Here is a 16,894-nt window from a genome sequence, read left to right as displayed (position 1 = left end):
CTGCGCTTGTAGCTCAGTTGGATAGAGCGTTGCCCTCCGGAGGCAAAGGTCGTGGGTTCGAATCCCTCCAAGCGCGTTTTTAATTAAATTTGACAATAATACTCTCACATAAGATAATAAAGAGATTTATTTTAAAGCATAATTATGTCTAGTGGTACTATAAATAAAGTCATATTAGTTGGTAATTTAGGAAAAGATCCTGAAATTAGGACTACACAAAATGGAAAAGAGATGGCAAGTTTTTCGATAGCCACATCTGAAAGTTGGACTGACAAATTTTCTGGTACGCGCTCTGAAAAGACAGAATGGCATAATATTGTAATTTTTAGTGAAGGATTAGTAAAAATTGTTAAGGATTTTGCGCGCAAAGGTAGTAAAGTTTATGTTGAAGGTTCTCTGAGAACTAGAAAATGGACTGACCAAAATGGTAGCGAAAGGTATACGACAGAGGTGGTGCTATATAACTTTAATAGTGCCCTTACCCTTTTAGATTCACGAAACAGTATGTCAAACTCTGATTACAAGCCAAGTGAATACAAACAAAATGAAACAGAACAAAAAGATAAACACGGAAGTTTTGACAACGATATAAAAGACGAACTAATCGATGATGAAATACCATTTTAATAACTTCAATTGAAATCTACATTTTTATGGACTGCTTGTGTTACTCCTTTTAATTGCAGTGGAGATAGTATAGATCACCAAAGCTTGCAGCGTTTACTAACAATGCAAGCTGAAGCTGAAAATGGTGTAGTGTTGCTAGGTAGCACAGGTGAAAGCTTATCACTTACTGATTCTGAAAAGCGCACATTAGTTGAATTTGTATGTGAGCTAAAATTAAATACGAAAATTATAATCGGTGTACCAGGAGTGAATCTATATCAGACTCTTGAATGGCTTGATTTTTGCAAGGGTATGCCTATTCATGGCTATCTAATGACAACTCCCATTTATGCAAAGCCTGGAATCATGGGGCAAACTTTATGGTTTGAAAAGCTGCTTAAAAAAGCACATATGCCAGCCATGCTTTACAATATTCCATCAAGAGCAGGAGTGAGTCTTCACGCTGAAACTGTACGCAACTTATCCAGCCACGAAAAATTTTGGGCTATCAAAGATTCAAGTGGCACCGTTGATACTTTAACTCAGTATAAGAAAGTTGCACCAAATATTGAGGTCTTTTGTGGGGACGATAATATGATATTTGATATGGCTGCTAAGGGTGCGGCTGGTCTGGTTTCTGTTGCTGCCAATGTTTGGCCAAGTGTAGTACATGAATATGTTAAGCAATGCATGAGTGGCGAGAACCCTCAGGCAGACAGTTGGCAACAAGCTTGCAAAACTCTATTTACTGCCAGCAATCCAATACCTACTAAAGCACTCTTGCATGACATTGGGCTTATAGAACACAAAACTGTTCGTCTACCACTAAGCACAGAAGACTTGCCTTCTATTGAAACATTGAGGCAAGCTAATAAAATGATTCTTGGATGGAAAAATCAACTAGCTATGCAGGATTAGGACTTGAGCGGATAATTCAATTATACTTAACATGAAAAAAATGAGCTAAATCCTCTTCAAAAACTTCTATCTATCGTTTCTTAAAATACTTCCCTGCACGTATACCCACCAACAATTTTCACATCACTATCAACTGAGCTACCTGGCTGTTTATTTCCTTCTGGAAAAAAGCACTCAATTGCTTTATCAATTAAGAAACTTAAAGAAATATAAGGAATCATACTCACTACAAAAGTTAAAGCACCTATAGCTGCTGGTGATGTAAAACCAAGAGCAACTAGTCCTGCTCCAACTCCAAAAGAAACACCAATACTACTGATAGTATGTGCATAATTTTTAATTTTATATTCAGCGCTGTTGCTATATTCTCTCAAAATTTGTTCATGTTCTTTGGACATGCCTTCTGGTATATCGTTGAGATTTGTAGTTTTTGAGAAAAAACAAGCCTTGATTAAGCCTACTAATAACATTGCAGAACCAATGATTCCACCTGCAATGAGAGGTGGCAAGTTAACATAACTTAGAGCTAAACCTGCAAGAGACCCGGTAACAGCTGCCATTCCTAGTATTAGTGTTACTGCTACTACTCTTGTTAATATTACTAATCCTAGTTCCAGTTTTGATTCAATTTTCTTTTCTAGGTTACTTTTTGCTTGCATTGCCTCTTTTAACTGTTCTCTTGTATAGCTCATAGTATGTACTCTTACTTAAAATTAATAATATAATACTAGCATTTTTAGTGTCCCCCTTCGGGGATTGTCTCGCCTTGAGGCGAAGGACAAATTATAATAGTCGCGTATGCGACGTTATGGGTATAATGCACACTCTAAGTACGATATGAAAGTACACTTGGTATGGATTCCCAAATATCGCAAAAGGGTGCTAATAGGCCAAATTGGTGTTAGAGTTAGGGAGCTGCTAAGGCAGGTTACTATGGAAAATGAGATCCAAATTATCTCAGGCAAAGTTGCAGTAGATCATATTCATATGTTTATATCATATAAACCACAGCAAAGTGTTAGTAAAATTGTACAACTTTTGAAAGGAACAAGTTCAAGGTTGCTGATGCAAGATTTTGCAAGTCTAAGAAAGCACTTTTGGGGCAGGCACCTTTGGGCACGTGGATATTTAGCCGTAAGTTCTGGTACAATCACAGACGAGGTTATACAAGAGTACATATCTACCCAGGAAGGCGAGCCACTTCATGACAATGATCAATTTCAAATTGATTGAAATTTAACCCTTCACCTTGTAGGTGATGGTTGTTGAGTTTATATAGTCAATGTATTAAGTAATTTTAATTGACTTTCAGCACACTTTAGCCTTATATGTATGGTCCCAGAGTGTAATGGTATATAAAATATGAGAACAAAATACCATTAAAGGAGAACTTATGATTACTGGATATATCAGAACAACAGAGACAATTCATAAAGCAATGTAAACTTTCTAAGTACTATAACCTCAACTCTAAAACTATTGTAAAACAGAAAAAAGCATTCATTTAAAAGAAAAATAACAGCTCCATATACTATTAAAGTAATAATACTTATAATGTTAGATGTGACACCAAATCTAATTTGAAATATAACTTATTTACTCAGCTTCTTTTGAAACTACTGTGAACATAATATCTATAGATAAAACATCGCATTACCACGCCACTAACGAGTAGCAGAATGACAAGTTTCTCAAACTAGTCCGGTAAAAATCTCAGTCAGTTTAGCTATAGCTGTATGCTTTTAACTTTCCCAAAAAGAGAATTAACCATATGAAATTCTTGTTGATATGACTTAATGAATAATTATTTTAGGTTACTAATTTATTTTAAGAAAATTTGATGATATTTAGCCCACTTATTTTTCTATTTTCCATGTCACGATGAGCCTCTATTATTTCATCAAATTTATATTTTTTATTAATTCGTACAATTAAAAGTTTTTTTCTTATCATTTCAAAAATTTCCATTGCAGTAAGCACTAACGTAAGTCTATTGTGCTTGTAGTGATATATCGAAGTTCCAGCTGCAAATAACGAACGCGAACTAAGTAAAGAGAAATTAATAGGAGCATTACCTGATATCTGCCCATAGGAAACATATATGCCAAACTTACCTAAAGATTCAAAAGAGAGCTTGCTTGTAGCGTAACCTATAGGGTCATACACCGCACCTACTCCTCTATTTTTCGTAATCTCCATGATTTTAGAAACGAAGTCTTTATCATTGTAGTTTATTGCGTATGTGCAGCCACTTTGTAAAGCTATCTTCATTTTTTCGTCAGAGCTTATAGAACCTATCACTACACCTTTTTTATCCTTTGCCCATTGGCATATTATTTGCCCCAAACCACCATTAGCTCCATGAACTAGTACAAAAGCACCAGGCCTGATTCTATAAGATTGATTAACTAAATAGTGAGCTGTCATACCTTTAAACAATACTGCAGCAGCAACTTCATCAGGTATATCATTCGGAATCTTTATCAAATATTTCTGGTGTACAATGCGCTTTTCACAATATGCCCCTGGAGGAGCTGTGCAATATCCAACTCTATCTCCAACCTTAAGTCCATCACTAATTTTTTTACCAAGCTTTTCAACAACTCCTACTGCCTCTACTCCAAGTACTGATGGCAGATCTTTAATTTTGCGTGTACCTTTTCTGTGTTCTAAATCATAACGATTTAAGCCGATAGTTGTATGACGTATTAAGACTTCCTCATCTTTTGGCTCACCTATGCTCTTATCTACAAATTCTAATACTTCTGGCCCCCCAGTTTTTTTAATTTGTATAGCTCTAACCATGATAAATGTAAGACAAAAACTTTAATTATGTTATCTAGCAATTAATATTTTGCAAAATGTTATTTAGAGTTTATACACTACATAAGCGTATTGTTAATAGTTTTGAGGCACAAATTATGACAAACAGAGAAACTTGGCTTTATGGTGTTTTATTCAATGTGTTGTGTGAAGTGGATGAAGATGACGATTTAGATACTAATAATAAAAATAAAAGAAAGGTTAAAATGTAAAATGCAAAAATCAGATAAAAAAGGAGACTATTGTAAATATTTATATACTTCTTGGGAAAAAAAGGATTTGATATTAATCACAGATTTGACTTGAAAGATTATGATGGCTTTCCAATAGATAGTCTTTTTTCCATCGCCATTAACTATAAACCGTACACTTTAACAAATCTAGCGCAAGTTTTAATAAAAGCAGGAACTAATGTGCAAAACGAAAAGGATATTTACATACCTGTGTTTTGACCCATTCTCCGGACATATTAAAGGCTCTCATAAAAGCGGGAGTGAATGATAGCCCAGATGAAAACTACAATGGAAACACTGCTTTAGAGTGTGTTGCTGAATTATATTGTAAGGATAAGTCAATTGAACGCAAAAATTGCTGTGAGATTCTAATTAAGCATACATTAGAAAAAAATCCCAACATAGAAATACCAGATTCTGTAAAAAATAATAAGGAGTTGGCTCAATGTTGGAATGCTTGTGAAGCAAATAATGAAGGATGGGAATTAGCAACAACGAACACTGAAACACAAGTAGTCAGTGTGCAAAAAGCAAATAAGAGCTCCTGCTCAATTCAATAGATGTATCGTACAACCTTGTTCGGATTACAATAGGAAAAGGTTTGTTATTTAAGCTTAAAAAACGTATATGATAGTGTTATTTCACTTAAATCTTTTGTACTATTGTCACGCATTATTTCAGGGTCTACGTAAAAGGATACGGGCATAGCCGCTTTTTGTTTTGGTAGCAGCATTTGCTCTTCAAAACAAAAGCATGCAACTTTATTGAAATATTTACCTGCTTTAAAAGGTGTGACATTATACACTGCCATTCCAAAAGAAGGCTGATCAGATAAATTTTTTGCATAATAAAATACTAAACTTTGTTGCCCTATATTTGTATCGATGTAGTTAGTTTCTGATTTAAATTCCCAAGGCAGACCGGACATTACATCAGCATTTAAGTAAATCCTGATTTTTTGGTCAGTTGCATTTATTGTTGCATTAGTTACTTTTCTCGTTGTGCCACCATATCCAGTAGCTTTACAAAAGATGCTATACAACGGTACTGAAGCATATGCAAGACACAGCATCAATACCACTAAAGATATTAGGAGGAAAACTATAGAACTTTTATTGTTTCCCCTTAAAAAGGAAATCATCTAATCCTTATTGTTGAACAAGTTAAGTAACCTGAGTAAATTGAGGAATATATTGATGAAGTCAAAGTAAAGATTAGTTGCACCAAGTATTGCCAGCTTAGTAGTTGCAACTTCTGAGCCATCATTATATCTATAATAAACATCTTTGATTCTCTGAGCATCGTATGCGGTCATTAAAGTAAACACTATCACTGATACAAATGATATTGCAAAATAGAGAGGACTGCTTCCAAGAAACAGATTAACTATAGATGCAATGATTAACCCCCAGATTCCCATAATCAAAAAAGAACCCATGCTGGTAAGATCTTTTTTTGTAGTATTACCATATAAAGCCATAGAACCAAACATGATCGATGTAATGAAAAATGCTCTCGCTATATTTTCTGCAGTATAAATTATAAAAATATGAGATAAAGAAATTCCCATTAAAACTGAGAATAGAAAAAATACAGTAAGTGTTGACTGAGCACTTAGGTGTTGAAGCCTAAAAGACATATAAAACACCAATGCAACTGGAGATAGCATTACCACAAGCGATAGAACAGGATTGGAATAAATCACCTGGAAAAGACCAGAAAACACTGTTAAAAACGCAACAAGCCCTGTAACACCTAAAGCTAAAGCCATATAATTGTATACTTTAGTTAGGTAACTCCTGAGTCCAGCACTATAATAAACGCCCTGAGAGCGAATATCCTGTTCGTTTTTCATATAAGACATATGTAACTCCTTATCATCTCTTGATGATATATTATAATACAATACAGCGTTTTTATCAAGTATAAAATGACATACTACAATTGAATGGTGTGGTATGCAATTAGAGAATTTCTTCCATAACTATAAGCAAATCGGTTTTCAGCAGCATTTAACTATTATAACAACCTCTGGCAATAGAAATTACTTTCACCATTCCCTCTATCATGATTTAAGGGGAATGGTGAAAGTAGTTTTTGCATTTACTAAAGCATTCTTCTTATAGATACTATACCAACAATCCACTATTTTTTCTATGTCTCGCGGTTTAACCTCCGGACCTATACTGATTCTAATTGAACATTCTGCTTGCTCTTTTGTTGCTCCCATTGCAAGCAAAACATGAGAAGGCCCAACTTTTCCAGAAGAACATGCAGAACCATTGCTGACTGCAATATTATTTAAGTCAAAGCACATGAGCTGCAGATCATTCTTCACTCTCGGCATATAAATGAAACTTGTATTTGGCAATCTTTTAGAATTTCTGCCAAAGATCTTGATATCACTGACAAGACTTAATAACCCATACTCCAATTGATCACGTAGCTTCTCTACTTCATCCATCTTTGATAGAAGATCTGGAATGTTTTGCAATGCAGCAGAAAGACCTACTATTGCAATAATGTTTTCTGTACCACCACGCAATCCTTTTTCTTGCCCACCACCTATTATGGTAGGTTCTATTACAAGCTTTTTGTCAAATATTAAAACTCCACTACCTGCTATACCACCAAATTTGTGAGCAGATAAAGTAAGTAAATCCACTCCTAAATCTTCCATATTTACTTTGATTTTCCCAACACTTTGAGCAGCGTCAGTGTGACAGATTGCCCCGAATTTATGTGCCATTTTAGCTATTTCCTTAACAGGCTGGATAACTCCAGTTTCGTTATTAGCCATCATCACTGAAATTATTACTTTATTCCCTTCAAGTTCGCTTAGAATTTTCTCTAGCTCTAAAAAGTCAATAATACCCTCTTGATTAACGGGTATTATATGTGGATTACATGCAGAATTAAGAATTGAAGGATGCTCTATAGCTGAAATTACATGCAGATAGCCTTTCATTCCTCTCATGACGAGGTTGTTTGCTTCAGTTGCACCAGACGTAAAAACTATTTCTTTACCATCTGGAATGCTAAGAGCATCACGTACGTTATCTCTTACCTCTTTAAGAATCTTCCTCGCTTCTTGTCCTCTTTTATGCAACGATGATGGATTTAGTGTTTGTTTCGACAAAATCTCAAGTATACTTTTTTTTACATTTTTACTCACTGGAGCAGTTGCATTATAATCAGCATACACGCAACTACTTTCTTCCAGAGAGAATAAACTCACAGGCTTATTTGTCACTTACCATCAACCAATTATGTATGTTAACTTTAACACGATAAAAATTTATTGCAAAAACAGGGAAATTAATACATAATTAATAAACAATTTACATTATCAACACCTGTCAAAACAGGTTTTTATTAGGAGTTATCATGGTAGAAGTCTTTTTAAATAATTCAACAAAAAAGATAGAAGGTAGATACCATCAAAGCAAAGATACCAATGCACCAGTTGTGCTAATTTTACATCATCACCCTCAATATGGTGGTAGTATGGATAGTAAGATTATACATACTATATATGAATCTTTTATCGATAATAACTTTTCTGCATTGACAATTAATTTTCGTGGTGTCGGAAAATCTACCGGAACTTTTGATAAGGGTATCGGAGAATTAACTGATGCTGCAGTAGCTATTGATTGGCTTCAGGAGCATAACTCTAACAATGTTCCAATTTGGATAGTTGGTTTTTCTTTTGGAGCATGGGTAGCTATGCAATTGACAATGCGCCGTCCAGAGATAGTAAGTTTTGTTGCCCTTTCTCTTCCAGCAACTAAGTACGATTTCTCTTTTCTCTCTCCTTGCCCAGTTCCTGGACTTATAATACAAAGTAATAATGATACAATTTCAGAAGAAAGCGATGTAACAGAATTAGCACAAAGGTTAATAAATTCGGTAAAAAATAACCATATGGAATACCATATAGTAGACGATACTAACCACTTTTTAAGGGATAAAGAAAAGGAAGTAGCTCAAATTATAGATAATTATATAAAACTACGCTTAAACAGTGCAGTCACTTCCTCCAAAAAAGTTAAAAAAGAGATAAGGGTAAAAGAATATGCCTAACTTTACAAATGAGAGAAATGAACGTATTAATATAAATAAAAAAAGTCTTGTTATGTTTAGGCAATTATTATTTCTCGTTTTAGCGATGTTTATGCTTTCAGGATGCTTCCTAAGTAAACAGCGTAAGTTAAAGAGTCCGTGTATAAAAAGCAATGAAAGTATTTCGTGCGAATTATACTCCGTTAATGATCATTGGTTAAATAAGTACAAGTTATAGGTAGCTTTGTATTGCTTCTTCCATTCACAACTTTACTAATGATCGGTTTTTTAACTGAAAAATGTGATCTGCTTTTTCTGCAAGGATATAGTTGTGTGTTACTATAAGCATAGAGCTGTTATTTTCCTTTACATATGAATGTAACAGCAAAAATACATTCAAAGAATTTGTTGGGTCTAAATTTCCCGTTGGCTCATCTGCAAGTAAAAGCTTTGGAGAGTTTACAATGCTTCTTGCAATTGCAACCCTCTGCCTTTCTCCACCAGAAATTTCAGATACCATACTACTTGCTTTATTTTCCAGACCAAATTTTTCCAATATTGCTTGCGATTTTTTTTTTGCTTCAGCTTTGCTTTTTCCTGCAATGAGCTGAGGAAGCATAACGTTTTCCAACACTGATAACTCTTGTAATAAATAGTGAAATTGATAAACAAAGCTAAGAAAATTTCTTCTTACATGAGTTTTATGCTTATTACTGGCTTGTGTGCAATTTATTCCATCTATCGTCACTATACCTAAAGTTGGCTCATCCAATAGACCTGCAATTTGTAATATAGTTGTTTTTCCTGATCCTGAACTACCAATCAATGCAACTACTTGCCCTCTTGTAATCTTCAGGTTGATATCTTTTACAATGGCAGGACTTTTTTTGAAGCTCTTACTCACAGAAGCTAGCTCTAGTGCTACATCACTGTCCATATTATAAAAAGATCCAGGAGGGAGAATTAGACCGAGAAACTGTTACCACACCCACATCGAGACTTAGCGAGAGCATTCTTGATTTGAAAACCAGAACCACTTAGATCTTCAGTATAATCTATAGTTGAATTATTTAAAAATTTCGCTGAACAATTATCAACCATTAACACAGGGTTTCCATTCTCATCATTAATTACTATATCTTTACCTTTTTCACTAAAACTGAAGTGGCTTCTATAATCCTCGCTATCTTCGTCATCATCAAAATCGTCGTCTTCATCATCGTCAAAATCGTCACCCAAAGACATCTTCTTATTTATTTGATCCATAAGAAAATTATACTTGAAGCCAGAGCATCCACCACCTGAAACTGCAACCCGCAAAACAGAACTCTCATCTCCTTCCTGTTCTACAAGGGAGTGGATTTTCCTTAATGCATTGTCAGTTAAGCTAATATTGTAATCTGTTGACATAACAACCACCGTTCATTATTGATAACTTATTATAGTAGAAATTTTACATGTCAAACAATAATTTTCTATTAAGTTACGCGTGCTTTCCAAATAAAACAAAAGGAAGAAAATTTAAAGAGCCAGAAGATGAAAATCGCAGCTGCTTTCAGCGTGATAGGGACCGAATTATTCACTCTAATGCGTTTAGGAAACTAGGATACAAAACACAAGTTTTTATCAATTATGAGCATGATTACTATCGTACTCGGCTAACTCATAGCCTTGAAGTTGCACAAATTGCAAGATCCATCGCACGCAGGCTCAGATTAGATGAGGACATCACTGAATGCATAGCGCTTGCACATGACCTTGGTCATCCTCCATTTGGTCACACAGGTGAGAATGCTCTAGTTCAAATTGATAACGAGAAGTATAAGTTTGATCATAACGTTCAAGCTATAAGGATTTTAACTTATCTTGAACAAAAACATGCTGACTTTAATGGCATGAATCTAAGTTGGGAAGTGATTGAAGGTGTTGCAAAGCATAACGGTCCCTTGCTTGGTCAAAACGCGGAGTCTTCTACAAATAATCAGCTGTTATTAAAATATAATGAAAAATATGATCTAAAACTTGAGGAATTTTCAAGCATTGAAGCACAAGTTGCTTCAATTGCCGATGATATTGCTTACAGTGTTCACGATCTTGATGATGCACTCAGGGCAAATTTAGTAACCATCGAAGATTTGCTCGATGTTCCTTTAATTGGCAAAATGTTCAAAGAAGTAAAAAGCGAATATTCAGAATTGGCCCAAAGTAAACTCATACATGAATCACTGAGTAAAACTATAGGGATTATGATAAATGATGTCGTTTTTCAGACTGAAAAAAATATTAAAGACTACAAAATAAAAAGCGTAGAAGATGTAAGAGGTCTAAATACAATGCTAGTCACATTTTCACCAGAAGTTGCAAATGCCACAAAAGAGATGAAAAAATTTAACATGGAAAAAATATACAGAAGCTATAAATTGAATAGAACAATGAACAAAGCAAAACGTATAGTACAGGAGCTTTTTCAATGCTTTTATGAAAACCCAGGGTTATTACCTATAGAGTGGAACAAGCTTGCTTGTGAATCTCAGCGTTCAGTAATAATATGTGATTATATCTCAGGTATGACAGATAGATTTGCCATACATGAGCACAGAAGAATTTTTGATACCTCATACGAAATGACTTCTTTCTAATGACCGATGATTATTTCATGTCGATCGCATTAAAACTTGCAGAAAAAAGTCTTGGAAGTGTTGCACCAAATCCCGCTGTTGGATGTATCATTGTAAAAGATGGTATGATAATTGGTGAAGGCTACACAGGAATCGGTGGACGTCCACATGCAGAAGTAGTTGCTTTACAAAATGCTAAAGACTTAACTCATGGTGCAACTATGTACGTCACTCTCGAACCATGCTGCCACTTTGGAGTTACAGAACCTTGCACTACAGAAATCATAAAATCAGGAATAAGAAAGGTAGTGATTGCAGCAATTGACCCAGATAATAGAGTTTTAGGCAGAGGCATAAAAGCCTTAGTAGATGGAGGAATTGAAGTTGAGCAAGGGATTATGCAAAAAGAGGCAGAAGTATTGAATGTCGGTTTTTTCACCACTAAAGAATTTCATAGACCATTCATAGCTTGCAAAATCGCAACAACTCTTGATGGAAAAATCGCAACATTTACAGGTGATAGCAAATGGATAACAAGCGAAAATACGAGAAATTGGGTACATGAGCTCAGAGCAAAATATGATGCAATTATGATTGGCAGTAGTACCCTTATCAATGACGATCCACTCTTAACTTGCAGATTACCAGGACTCGAAGACAGGTCGCCAATAAGGCTAATTATCGATAGCCAAGGGAAATTGAAGGAAGAGCATAATATTGCAAAAACTGCAGACAAAGTAATAACTTGGGTAATCACAAATAAGGAAGTAGAGAGAAAAATAAAAGACATTAATTATTTGATAGTTAATACACCTCCTGTCATCCCAGTGCCCAGACCAGAAAACTTCAAGCAATTGCATAATGAAAACTGGTCACGCGCTGGAATGACATCGGAACCTGATGTTATTGGCAAAGTCTGCTTAAAGGACATGGCATCAAAACTTGTTTCAGAAATTGGTATAACAAGGTTATTAGTTGAAGGTGGAGGAATATTAATTACAGAGCTACTGAAGTATAATTTAATCGACAGGCTGATAATCTGCCGTAGTGGTAAAATTTTAGGTAACGATGCAACTCCTTTTGTAGGGAATTTAGGGATTCAATTCATTAACAACTGCTATCAGTTCAAAAAAGCAAAGGTAATAGATTTTGATGAGGATGTAGCTGAGGTGTGGGATAGGCTATTGTAACTTTTACAGATCCAGATGAAAGGAGAAAAAAAGAGGTAGAAAATCTACCTCTGATTATGCTAATTTATTTTTGATCACTGATACCAAGCTCAGTCTTAAATTGCTGTTTAACAGCATCATCTGCAAGTCCATTAAGTAATGTTTCTACACCTTTACTCTCGTCACCTTGAGGTCCTTTATCGCCAACTGGTCCTTTATCACCTTCAGGTCCTTTATCGCCAACTGGTCCTTTATCACCCTTAGCATTTTCTATTGCATTCATTTGCTGGTATGAAGCATAAGCTGCTGCGGCAAAATATACAGCGGCAATAAATAGAACTGCAATTCCAGCAGGGCTAGCAATAAGTGCTAAAGATGCAGGTCCAGCAATTACTTTAGTAGCAATCAATACTGTTGTTATTGCTGCTGCTAAAGATGCAGTTGCAACTGTACTTTCAATACTCATTTTTGTTATGGGTGCTATATTTTTCAATTTCCATATAGTAGGCATAATAACTTCCTCCTTAATTAAGGTTTATAAAAAGTTAATTGTATATTAACAATGCACACTAGTCAAGCATTTTTATTAACAACTTAATATTTTATCTACTTTCTAAATTGTTACTAATTATGTAAGATTGATACATGGTAAATGGCTGGCTGAATCTTGATAAACCAACAGGAATGAGTTCTGCACAAGCTGTAACTCAAATTAAAAGGATTTTTGGAATAAAAAAAGCTGGTCATCTGGGAACACTTGATCCTTTGGCTTCAGGTATATTACCGATCGCTCTTGGTGAAGCAACAAAAACTATACCGTATTTATCTTGTAACTTAAAGGCATACAATTTCACAATCAAATGGGGAAAGCAAACAACTACGGACGATTTAGATGGTGATATTATTAGAACTAGCACTATAAAACCTCAGTATAATCAAATAAATTGTGCAATTAAGGATTTTATTGGGGAGATAATACAGACTCCTCCTCAATTTTCAGCAGTAAAAATTAAGGGAGCAAGAGCATATAAGTTGGCAAGAAGTGGGCAAAGGGTGAATATAAAGCCTCGACAAGTCAAAATACATGAACTGAAATTGATCTCTGTTGATACCACAAACAATAGTGCTGATTTTTCTATGACGTGTGGTAGCGGTGTATATGTGAGATCAATTGCTCGGGATCTTGGAGTAACATTAAATTGCTTTGGACACATTACAAAACTAAGAAGAAGTATGGTAGGTGATTTTAGAGAAACTGAATCAGCGACAATTGAACGGCTTATTGAAAAAAATACAACAGTCCATCCTTTGGTGTCATTCCAGCGCGTGACGCTGGAATCTAGAAAAAAAGAAGAAGAGTGGATCCCAGTGTCAAGCATTGGGATGACAGAAGATGATGTAGTAATAGGAAGTAATACAAAAAGTTTCATCATCCCCATTGAATCGGCTTTAAAATCGATGTTCAAAGTTGAAATTTCCCTAGAGGAAGCGAAGAAAATCAGAAAAGGTCAAGGAATTATATTAAATAACTTGCGTGGTTTAAAGAATTATGATATTTTTTGTACGATAGTGGGTAATGTACCTATTGCAATTTGCAGTTTTACTCATGGTTATGTGAAGCCTATTCGTGTTTTTAATATTTTGAAATGAGGTTTAGATGTCAATAACATCCCAAAAGAAAAAAAGTTTGATTAGTACATATGCAATTAAAGAAGATGATACAGGTTCATCTTTTGTACAGTGTGCAATTTTAACCGAGAGAATCAGTAATTTAACTGAGCATTTTAAAACGCATAAGCATGACCACAATTCTAAGCGCGGTTTACTTATATTGATAGGTAGAAGGCGCAAGCACTTAAATTATATAAAACGTAAATTTGGTAATGAAGCCTATCAAGAGTTAATAGAGAAGTTAGGCATTAGAAAATAATCGAGGAATTTTGTATGTTTAAAATTATAAAAAAATCTATAGATTGGGAGGGGCGTACCTTATCTTTAGAAACTGGGAAAATAGCACGTCAAGCTGATGGTTCAGCAGTTGTAAATTATGGAGATACTTCTATCTTAGTCACTGTTGTACGAAAAAAGAAGGAAGAAAGTGTTGATTTTCTCCCTTTGAATGTGCAGTTTATTGCAAAAAGTTATGCCATGGGTAAGATTCCTGGTGGTTTTTTTAAAAGAGAAGGAAAACCATCTGATAGAGAAACTTTAATTTCAAGAGTAATAGACAGAAGTATAAGGCCGTTATTTCCTGAAGGTTTTCATGATGAAATTAGTGTAGTATGTAATCTATTAACTTACGATACAGTCAATTCTCCTGAAGTACCAGCATTGATAGGCACCGTCGCAGCTCTTGCAATTTCTGGTGTTCCTTTCCACTTTACTATAGCTGGAGTTATGGTCGGTTGTGATGAAAATAACAATTATATACTCAATCCTTCCGTTCAAGAGATGAAAGCAAGCAACTTGGATCTGTTTTTGTCTGGTGATGAAAATTCGATCTTAATGGTCGAATCAGAAGTCAAAGAGCTCTCTGAAGAGAATGTTCTTGACGCAATAAAATTTGGTCATGAATATCTTCAACCTGTTATTAAGCTTATAAAAGAATTTGCTGATACAGTAGGCAATAAACCTGAAAGCTTTGCCCCTATTGATATATCAGATATAACTCAAGAACTTGAAAAATATCGCAAAGACTTTGAAGAAGCATATTCAAAAACAGTAAAACAAGAGCGAGTTCAAGCTCTAGAAGTAGTCAGGAATAATATATTGAATACTCTTAAAGAAGCTGGAAAAGACGAAAAGTTAATTACTTATGCAGTAAAAAGCTTTGAAAGATCTTTAGTGCGTGAAATGATTAGAAAGAAAAGTGTGAGGATAGACAGCCGTAAGTATGATGAAATACGCCAGATAGAAATTGAGGCTGACATTCTACCCAAGACTCACGGTTCTGCGCTATTTACAAGGGGTACCACTCAGGCACTAGTTGTTACTGCTCTTGGTACTACACAAGATGAGCAAATTGTGGATGACATTGAAGGGGATAGACGTGAACATTTTATGTTGCATTATAATTTTCCTCCATTTGCTGTTGGAGAGGCTTCTGCTATACGCGCACCAGGAAGGAGAGAAATTGGTCATGGTAAACTTGCTTGGAAAGCAATTCATCCTGTTTTACCTGATAAATCTGAATTTCCTTATACAATAAGGGTAGTATCTGAGATTATGGAATCTGATGGTTCTTCTTCTATGGCAACAGTTTGTGGAACTTCCATTGCATTAATGGATACAGGTGTGCCAATAAAGGCTCCCGTTGCGGGAATTGCTATGGGTCTCATCAAAGACAAAAATGAACATATAATACTTTCTGATATACTGGGCGATGAAGACTATCTTGGTGATATGGATTTCAAAGTAGCAGGAACTAGCGGAGGGATTACAGCACTGCAGATGGATATGAAAATTCCTGGTATAAGCTTTGAAATTGTTGAAAAATCTTTAGAACAAGCAAAAGCCGGAAGATTACATATCTTAGAAAAAATGAATGCAGTAATTTCAGAACATCGTAAGGATATAAAAGATCATGTACCAAGAGTGTTATCGTTTTATATAGATAAAGATAAAATTTCTGCAGCTATTGGTGCTAAAGGAAAAAATATACGCAGTGTATGTGAAAGAAGTAATGCAAAAATTGAAATAGGGGATGACGGTAAAGTTTCTGTTTTTGCCATTAGTAGTACTGAAGCTGAAGCTGCAAAGAATATGATGATTGATTCAATAACAGAACTAGAACAAGGTTCTATAATTGATGCTAAGGTTGTAAATATAGAGAAGTCTATTGTAGAGCTTGAGCTTCCTAATGGAAGGAAAGGAAAAATGCATATAAGCGAAGTAGCTAATCAACATGTAGAGTCTATTGAGGACATACTTAAACAGGGTGATACCTTCAAAGCTTTGGTAATTGATTTTGAAAAAGGTGGGTGCCCAAAATTGTCAAGACGTCGTGTTGATCAAGAAACAGGCGAATTTTTTGAAGGTAAGCTTTACAATGAAGAAAGGAGAGATGGTTTAAATAATAGGGATAATTATCATAACAACTCGTTTAATAAAAAACCTGGAGCGAATTATAATAGGCCTACTCGTCCTCGTTCTGGTTTTAGTAATAGAAGTAGGCCAAAATTTGGTAATAATGATTCATCATCAGGTTTTTATTGAGAATGGAGTTACTTTCTATCATCCTAATATCTGTAGGAAAATGTCATGTCAGTAACCAGACACTGGCATCCAATAATTTTATTAAATTTGCTAGTTTATGTTAAAATACAACGTTTCTGATGATGATAGAAAAATGGATCCCAGTGTCACGCACTGGGAGTTACTATGCAAATTGCCTAAAAATTGCAACGGTTGTATGTCCAAATACTGGGATCCAGGAATTTTTTAAACTAACAAAATAATAAAA

At 35.0% G+C, this 16,894-nt stretch carries 19 protein-coding genes and 1 tRNA gene; 12 read left to right on the top strand and 8 right to left on the bottom strand.

The window, feature by feature from the left end:
- Window positions 1-2 precede the first annotated feature (2 nt).
- From BVG17_RS04310 to dapA, 3 genes are all read left to right on the top strand, one after another.
- Window positions 3-76, top strand: a tRNA-Arg gene (locus BVG17_RS04310).
- A gap of 68 nt (window positions 77-144) precedes the next feature.
- Window positions 145-627: a single-stranded DNA-binding protein gene (gene ssb, locus BVG17_RS04305; protein WP_006014313.1), complete on the top strand. Its 483-nt coding sequence runs from the start codon at window positions 145-147 to the stop codon at window positions 625-627.
- A 9-nt stretch (window positions 628-636) separates the two neighbouring features.
- Entirely contained in the window at window positions 637-1,524 is an 888-nt protein-coding gene (gene dapA / locus BVG17_RS04300; RefSeq protein ID WP_063630897.1) for a 4-hydroxy-tetrahydrodipicolinate synthase, read from the top strand.
- Window positions 1,525-1,604: 80 nt separating this feature from the next.
- Here the strand turns inward: dapA and BVG17_RS04295 are convergent, their stop codons facing one another.
- Window positions 1,605-2,216, bottom strand: coding sequence for an AI-2E family transporter (locus BVG17_RS04295; protein ID WP_063630898.1), 612 nt, complete (start codon window positions 2,214-2,216; stop codon window positions 1,605-1,607).
- A gap of 106 nt (window positions 2,217-2,322) precedes the next feature.
- On the opposite strand from BVG17_RS04295, the gene tnpA reads away from it, so the two are divergent.
- Window positions 2,323-2,757, top strand: coding sequence for an IS200/IS605 family transposase (gene tnpA / locus BVG17_RS04290; protein ID WP_143688839.1), 435 nt, complete (start codon window positions 2,323-2,325; stop codon window positions 2,755-2,757).
- Between the two features lie 594 nt (window positions 2,758-3,351).
- Here tnpA and BVG17_RS04285 read toward each other — a convergent pair.
- Entirely contained in the window at window positions 3,352-4,329 is a 978-nt protein-coding gene (locus BVG17_RS04285; RefSeq protein ID WP_063630820.1) for a quinone oxidoreductase family protein, read from the bottom strand.
- 281 nt (window positions 4,330-4,610) lie between these two features.
- On the opposite strand from BVG17_RS04285, the gene BVG17_RS09565 reads away from it, so the two are divergent.
- Complete coding sequence (locus BVG17_RS09565; protein WP_241654163.1) at window positions 4,611-4,799, top strand: hypothetical protein; 189 nt, start codon at window positions 4,611-4,613, stop codon at window positions 4,797-4,799.
- Between the two features lie 41 nt (window positions 4,800-4,840).
- The gene (locus BVG17_RS09560; protein ID WP_241654162.1) at window positions 4,841-5,140 is read left to right on the top strand and encodes a hypothetical protein; all 300 of its coding nucleotides are present in this window, start codon (window positions 4,841-4,843) and stop codon (window positions 5,138-5,140) included.
- Between the two features lie 44 nt (window positions 5,141-5,184).
- On the opposite strand, the gene BVG17_RS04275 is transcribed toward BVG17_RS09560, so the two are convergent.
- The 3 genes from BVG17_RS04275 to BVG17_RS04265 form a co-directional block, all read right to left on the bottom strand.
- Window positions 5,185-5,721 (bottom strand): cytochrome c oxidase assembly protein, encoded by a 537-nt coding sequence (locus tag BVG17_RS04275; protein ID WP_063630821.1) that lies wholly within the window; start codon window positions 5,719-5,721, stop codon window positions 5,185-5,187.
- A complete protein-coding gene (locus BVG17_RS04270; RefSeq protein ID WP_007302228.1) occupies window positions 5,722-6,444 on the bottom strand; it encodes a Bax inhibitor-1/YccA family protein in 723 nt (240 codons plus the stop codon).
- Window positions 6,445-6,645: 201 nt separating this feature from the next.
- On the bottom strand, window positions 6,646-7,833 hold the full coding sequence (locus BVG17_RS04265) for a cysteine desulfurase family protein (RefSeq protein WP_063630822.1): 1,188 nt from the start codon (window positions 7,831-7,833) through the stop codon (window positions 6,646-6,648).
- 134 nt (window positions 7,834-7,967) lie between these two features.
- Here BVG17_RS04265 and BVG17_RS04260 point away from each other — a divergent pair, with 134 nt between their 5' ends.
- Window positions 7,968-8,666, top strand: coding sequence for an alpha/beta hydrolase (locus tag BVG17_RS04260; RefSeq protein WP_017531933.1), 699 nt, complete (start codon window positions 7,968-7,970; stop codon window positions 8,664-8,666).
- A gap of 241 nt (window positions 8,667-8,907) precedes the next feature.
- Here BVG17_RS04260 and BVG17_RS04250 read toward each other — a convergent pair whose 3' ends face one another.
- Both BVG17_RS04250 and BVG17_RS04245 read right to left on the bottom strand, forming a co-directional pair.
- Window positions 8,908-9,582 carry an ABC transporter ATP-binding protein gene (locus BVG17_RS04250; RefSeq protein ID WP_063630823.1) on the bottom strand — a complete coding sequence of 225 codons (675 nt, stop codon included), beginning with the start codon at window positions 9,580-9,582 and terminating at the stop codon, window positions 8,908-8,910.
- 26 nt (window positions 9,583-9,608) lie between these two features.
- Window positions 9,609-10,055, bottom strand: a complete 447-nt coding sequence (locus BVG17_RS04245) for a HesB/IscA family protein (protein ID WP_063630824.1) — start codon at window positions 10,053-10,055, stop codon at window positions 9,609-9,611.
- Window positions 10,056-10,102: 47 nt separating this feature from the next.
- Here BVG17_RS04245 and BVG17_RS04240 point away from each other — a divergent pair, with 47 nt between their 5' ends.
- Both BVG17_RS04240 and ribD read left to right on the top strand, forming a co-directional pair.
- Entirely contained in the window at window positions 10,103-11,284 is a 1,182-nt protein-coding gene (locus BVG17_RS04240) for a deoxyguanosinetriphosphate triphosphohydrolase (RefSeq protein WP_017531936.1), read from the top strand.
- On the top strand, window positions 11,284-12,453 hold the full coding sequence (gene ribD, locus BVG17_RS04235) for a bifunctional diaminohydroxyphosphoribosylaminopyrimidine deaminase/5-amino-6-(5-phosphoribosylamino)uracil reductase RibD (RefSeq protein WP_063630825.1): 1,170 nt from the start codon (window positions 11,284-11,286) through the stop codon (window positions 12,451-12,453). Before BVG17_RS04240 ends, ribD begins: the two co-directional genes overlap by 1 nt.
- 64 nt (window positions 12,454-12,517) lie before the next feature.
- Here the strand turns inward: ribD and BVG17_RS09555 are convergent, their stop codons facing one another.
- A complete protein-coding gene (locus tag BVG17_RS09555; protein WP_241654161.1) occupies window positions 12,518-12,943 on the bottom strand; it encodes a collagen-like triple helix repeat-containing protein in 426 nt (141 codons plus the stop codon).
- 134 nt (window positions 12,944-13,077) lie between these two features.
- Between BVG17_RS09555 and truB the strand changes: the two genes are divergently transcribed.
- Genes truB through pnp form a run of 3 tightly spaced genes read left to right on the top strand, consistent with a single transcriptional unit; the run spans window position 13,078 to window position 16,647 of the window.
- Window positions 13,078-14,082: a tRNA pseudouridine(55) synthase TruB gene (gene truB, locus BVG17_RS04225; RefSeq protein WP_063630827.1), complete on the top strand. Its 1,005-nt coding sequence runs from the start codon at window positions 13,078-13,080 to the stop codon at window positions 14,080-14,082.
- A 7-nt stretch (window positions 14,083-14,089) separates the two neighbouring features.
- On the top strand, window positions 14,090-14,362 hold the full coding sequence (gene rpsO, locus BVG17_RS04220) for a 30S ribosomal protein S15 (RefSeq protein WP_015588069.1): 273 nt from the start codon (window positions 14,090-14,092) through the stop codon (window positions 14,360-14,362).
- Between the two features lie 14 nt (window positions 14,363-14,376).
- A complete protein-coding gene (gene pnp, locus BVG17_RS04215; protein WP_063630828.1) occupies window positions 14,377-16,647 on the top strand; it encodes a polyribonucleotide nucleotidyltransferase in 2,271 nt (756 codons plus the stop codon).
- Window positions 16,648-16,894: the final 247 nt, after the last annotated feature.

Source organism: Wolbachia endosymbiont of Laodelphax striatellus (assembly GCF_007115015.1).
Classification (GTDB): Bacteria; Pseudomonadota; Alphaproteobacteria; order Rickettsiales; family Anaplasmataceae; genus Wolbachia.
The sequence above is the reverse complement of the archived record's forward strand: the minus strand, read 5'-3'. Positions and strand labels throughout refer to the sequence as shown.

Bases quoted from the DNA above. Each gene is read 5' to 3' on its own strand.
- ssb (WP_006014313.1), top strand. From the start codon at position 145: ATGTCTAGTGGTACTATAAATAAAGTCATATTAGTTGGTAATTTAGGA.
- BVG17_RS04295 (WP_063630898.1), bottom strand. From the start codon at position 2,216: ATGAGCTATACAAGAGAACAGTTAAAAGAGGCAATGCAAGCAAAAAGT.
- tnpA (WP_143688839.1), top strand. From the start codon at position 2,323: ATGCGACGTTATGGGTATAATGCACACTCTAAGTACGATATGAAAGTA.
- BVG17_RS04285 (WP_063630820.1), bottom strand. From the start codon at position 4,329: ATGGTTAGAGCTATACAAATTAAAAAAACTGGGGGGCCAGAAGTATTA.
- BVG17_RS04275 (WP_063630821.1), bottom strand. From the start codon at position 5,721: ATGATTTCCTTTTTAAGGGGAAACAATAAAAGTTCTATAGTTTTCCTC.
- BVG17_RS04270 (WP_007302228.1), bottom strand. From the start codon at position 6,444: ATGTCTTATATGAAAAACGAACAGGATATTCGCTCTCAGGGCGTTTAT.
- BVG17_RS04260 (WP_017531933.1), top strand. From the start codon at position 7,968: ATGGTAGAAGTCTTTTTAAATAATTCAACAAAAAAGATAGAAGGTAGA.
- BVG17_RS04250 (WP_063630823.1), bottom strand. From the start codon at position 9,582: ATGGACAGTGATGTAGCACTAGAGCTAGCTTCTGTGAGTAAGAGCTTC.
- BVG17_RS04245 (WP_063630824.1), bottom strand. From the start codon at position 10,055: ATGTCAACAGATTACAATATTAGCTTAACTGACAATGCATTAAGGAAA.
- BVG17_RS04240 (WP_017531936.1), top strand. From the start codon at position 10,103: ATGTCAAACAATAATTTTCTATTAAGTTACGCGTGCTTTCCAAATAAA.
- ribD (WP_063630825.1), top strand. From the start codon at position 11,284: ATGACCGATGATTATTTCATGTCGATCGCATTAAAACTTGCAGAAAAA.
- BVG17_RS09555 (WP_241654161.1), bottom strand. From the start codon at position 12,943: ATGCCTACTATATGGAAATTGAAAAATATAGCACCCATAACAAAAATG.
- truB (WP_063630827.1), top strand. From the start codon at position 13,078: ATGGTAAATGGCTGGCTGAATCTTGATAAACCAACAGGAATGAGTTCT.
- rpsO (WP_015588069.1), top strand. From the start codon at position 14,090: ATGTCAATAACATCCCAAAAGAAAAAAAGTTTGATTAGTACATATGCA.
- pnp (WP_063630828.1), top strand. From the start codon at position 14,377: ATGTTTAAAATTATAAAAAAATCTATAGATTGGGAGGGGCGTACCTTA.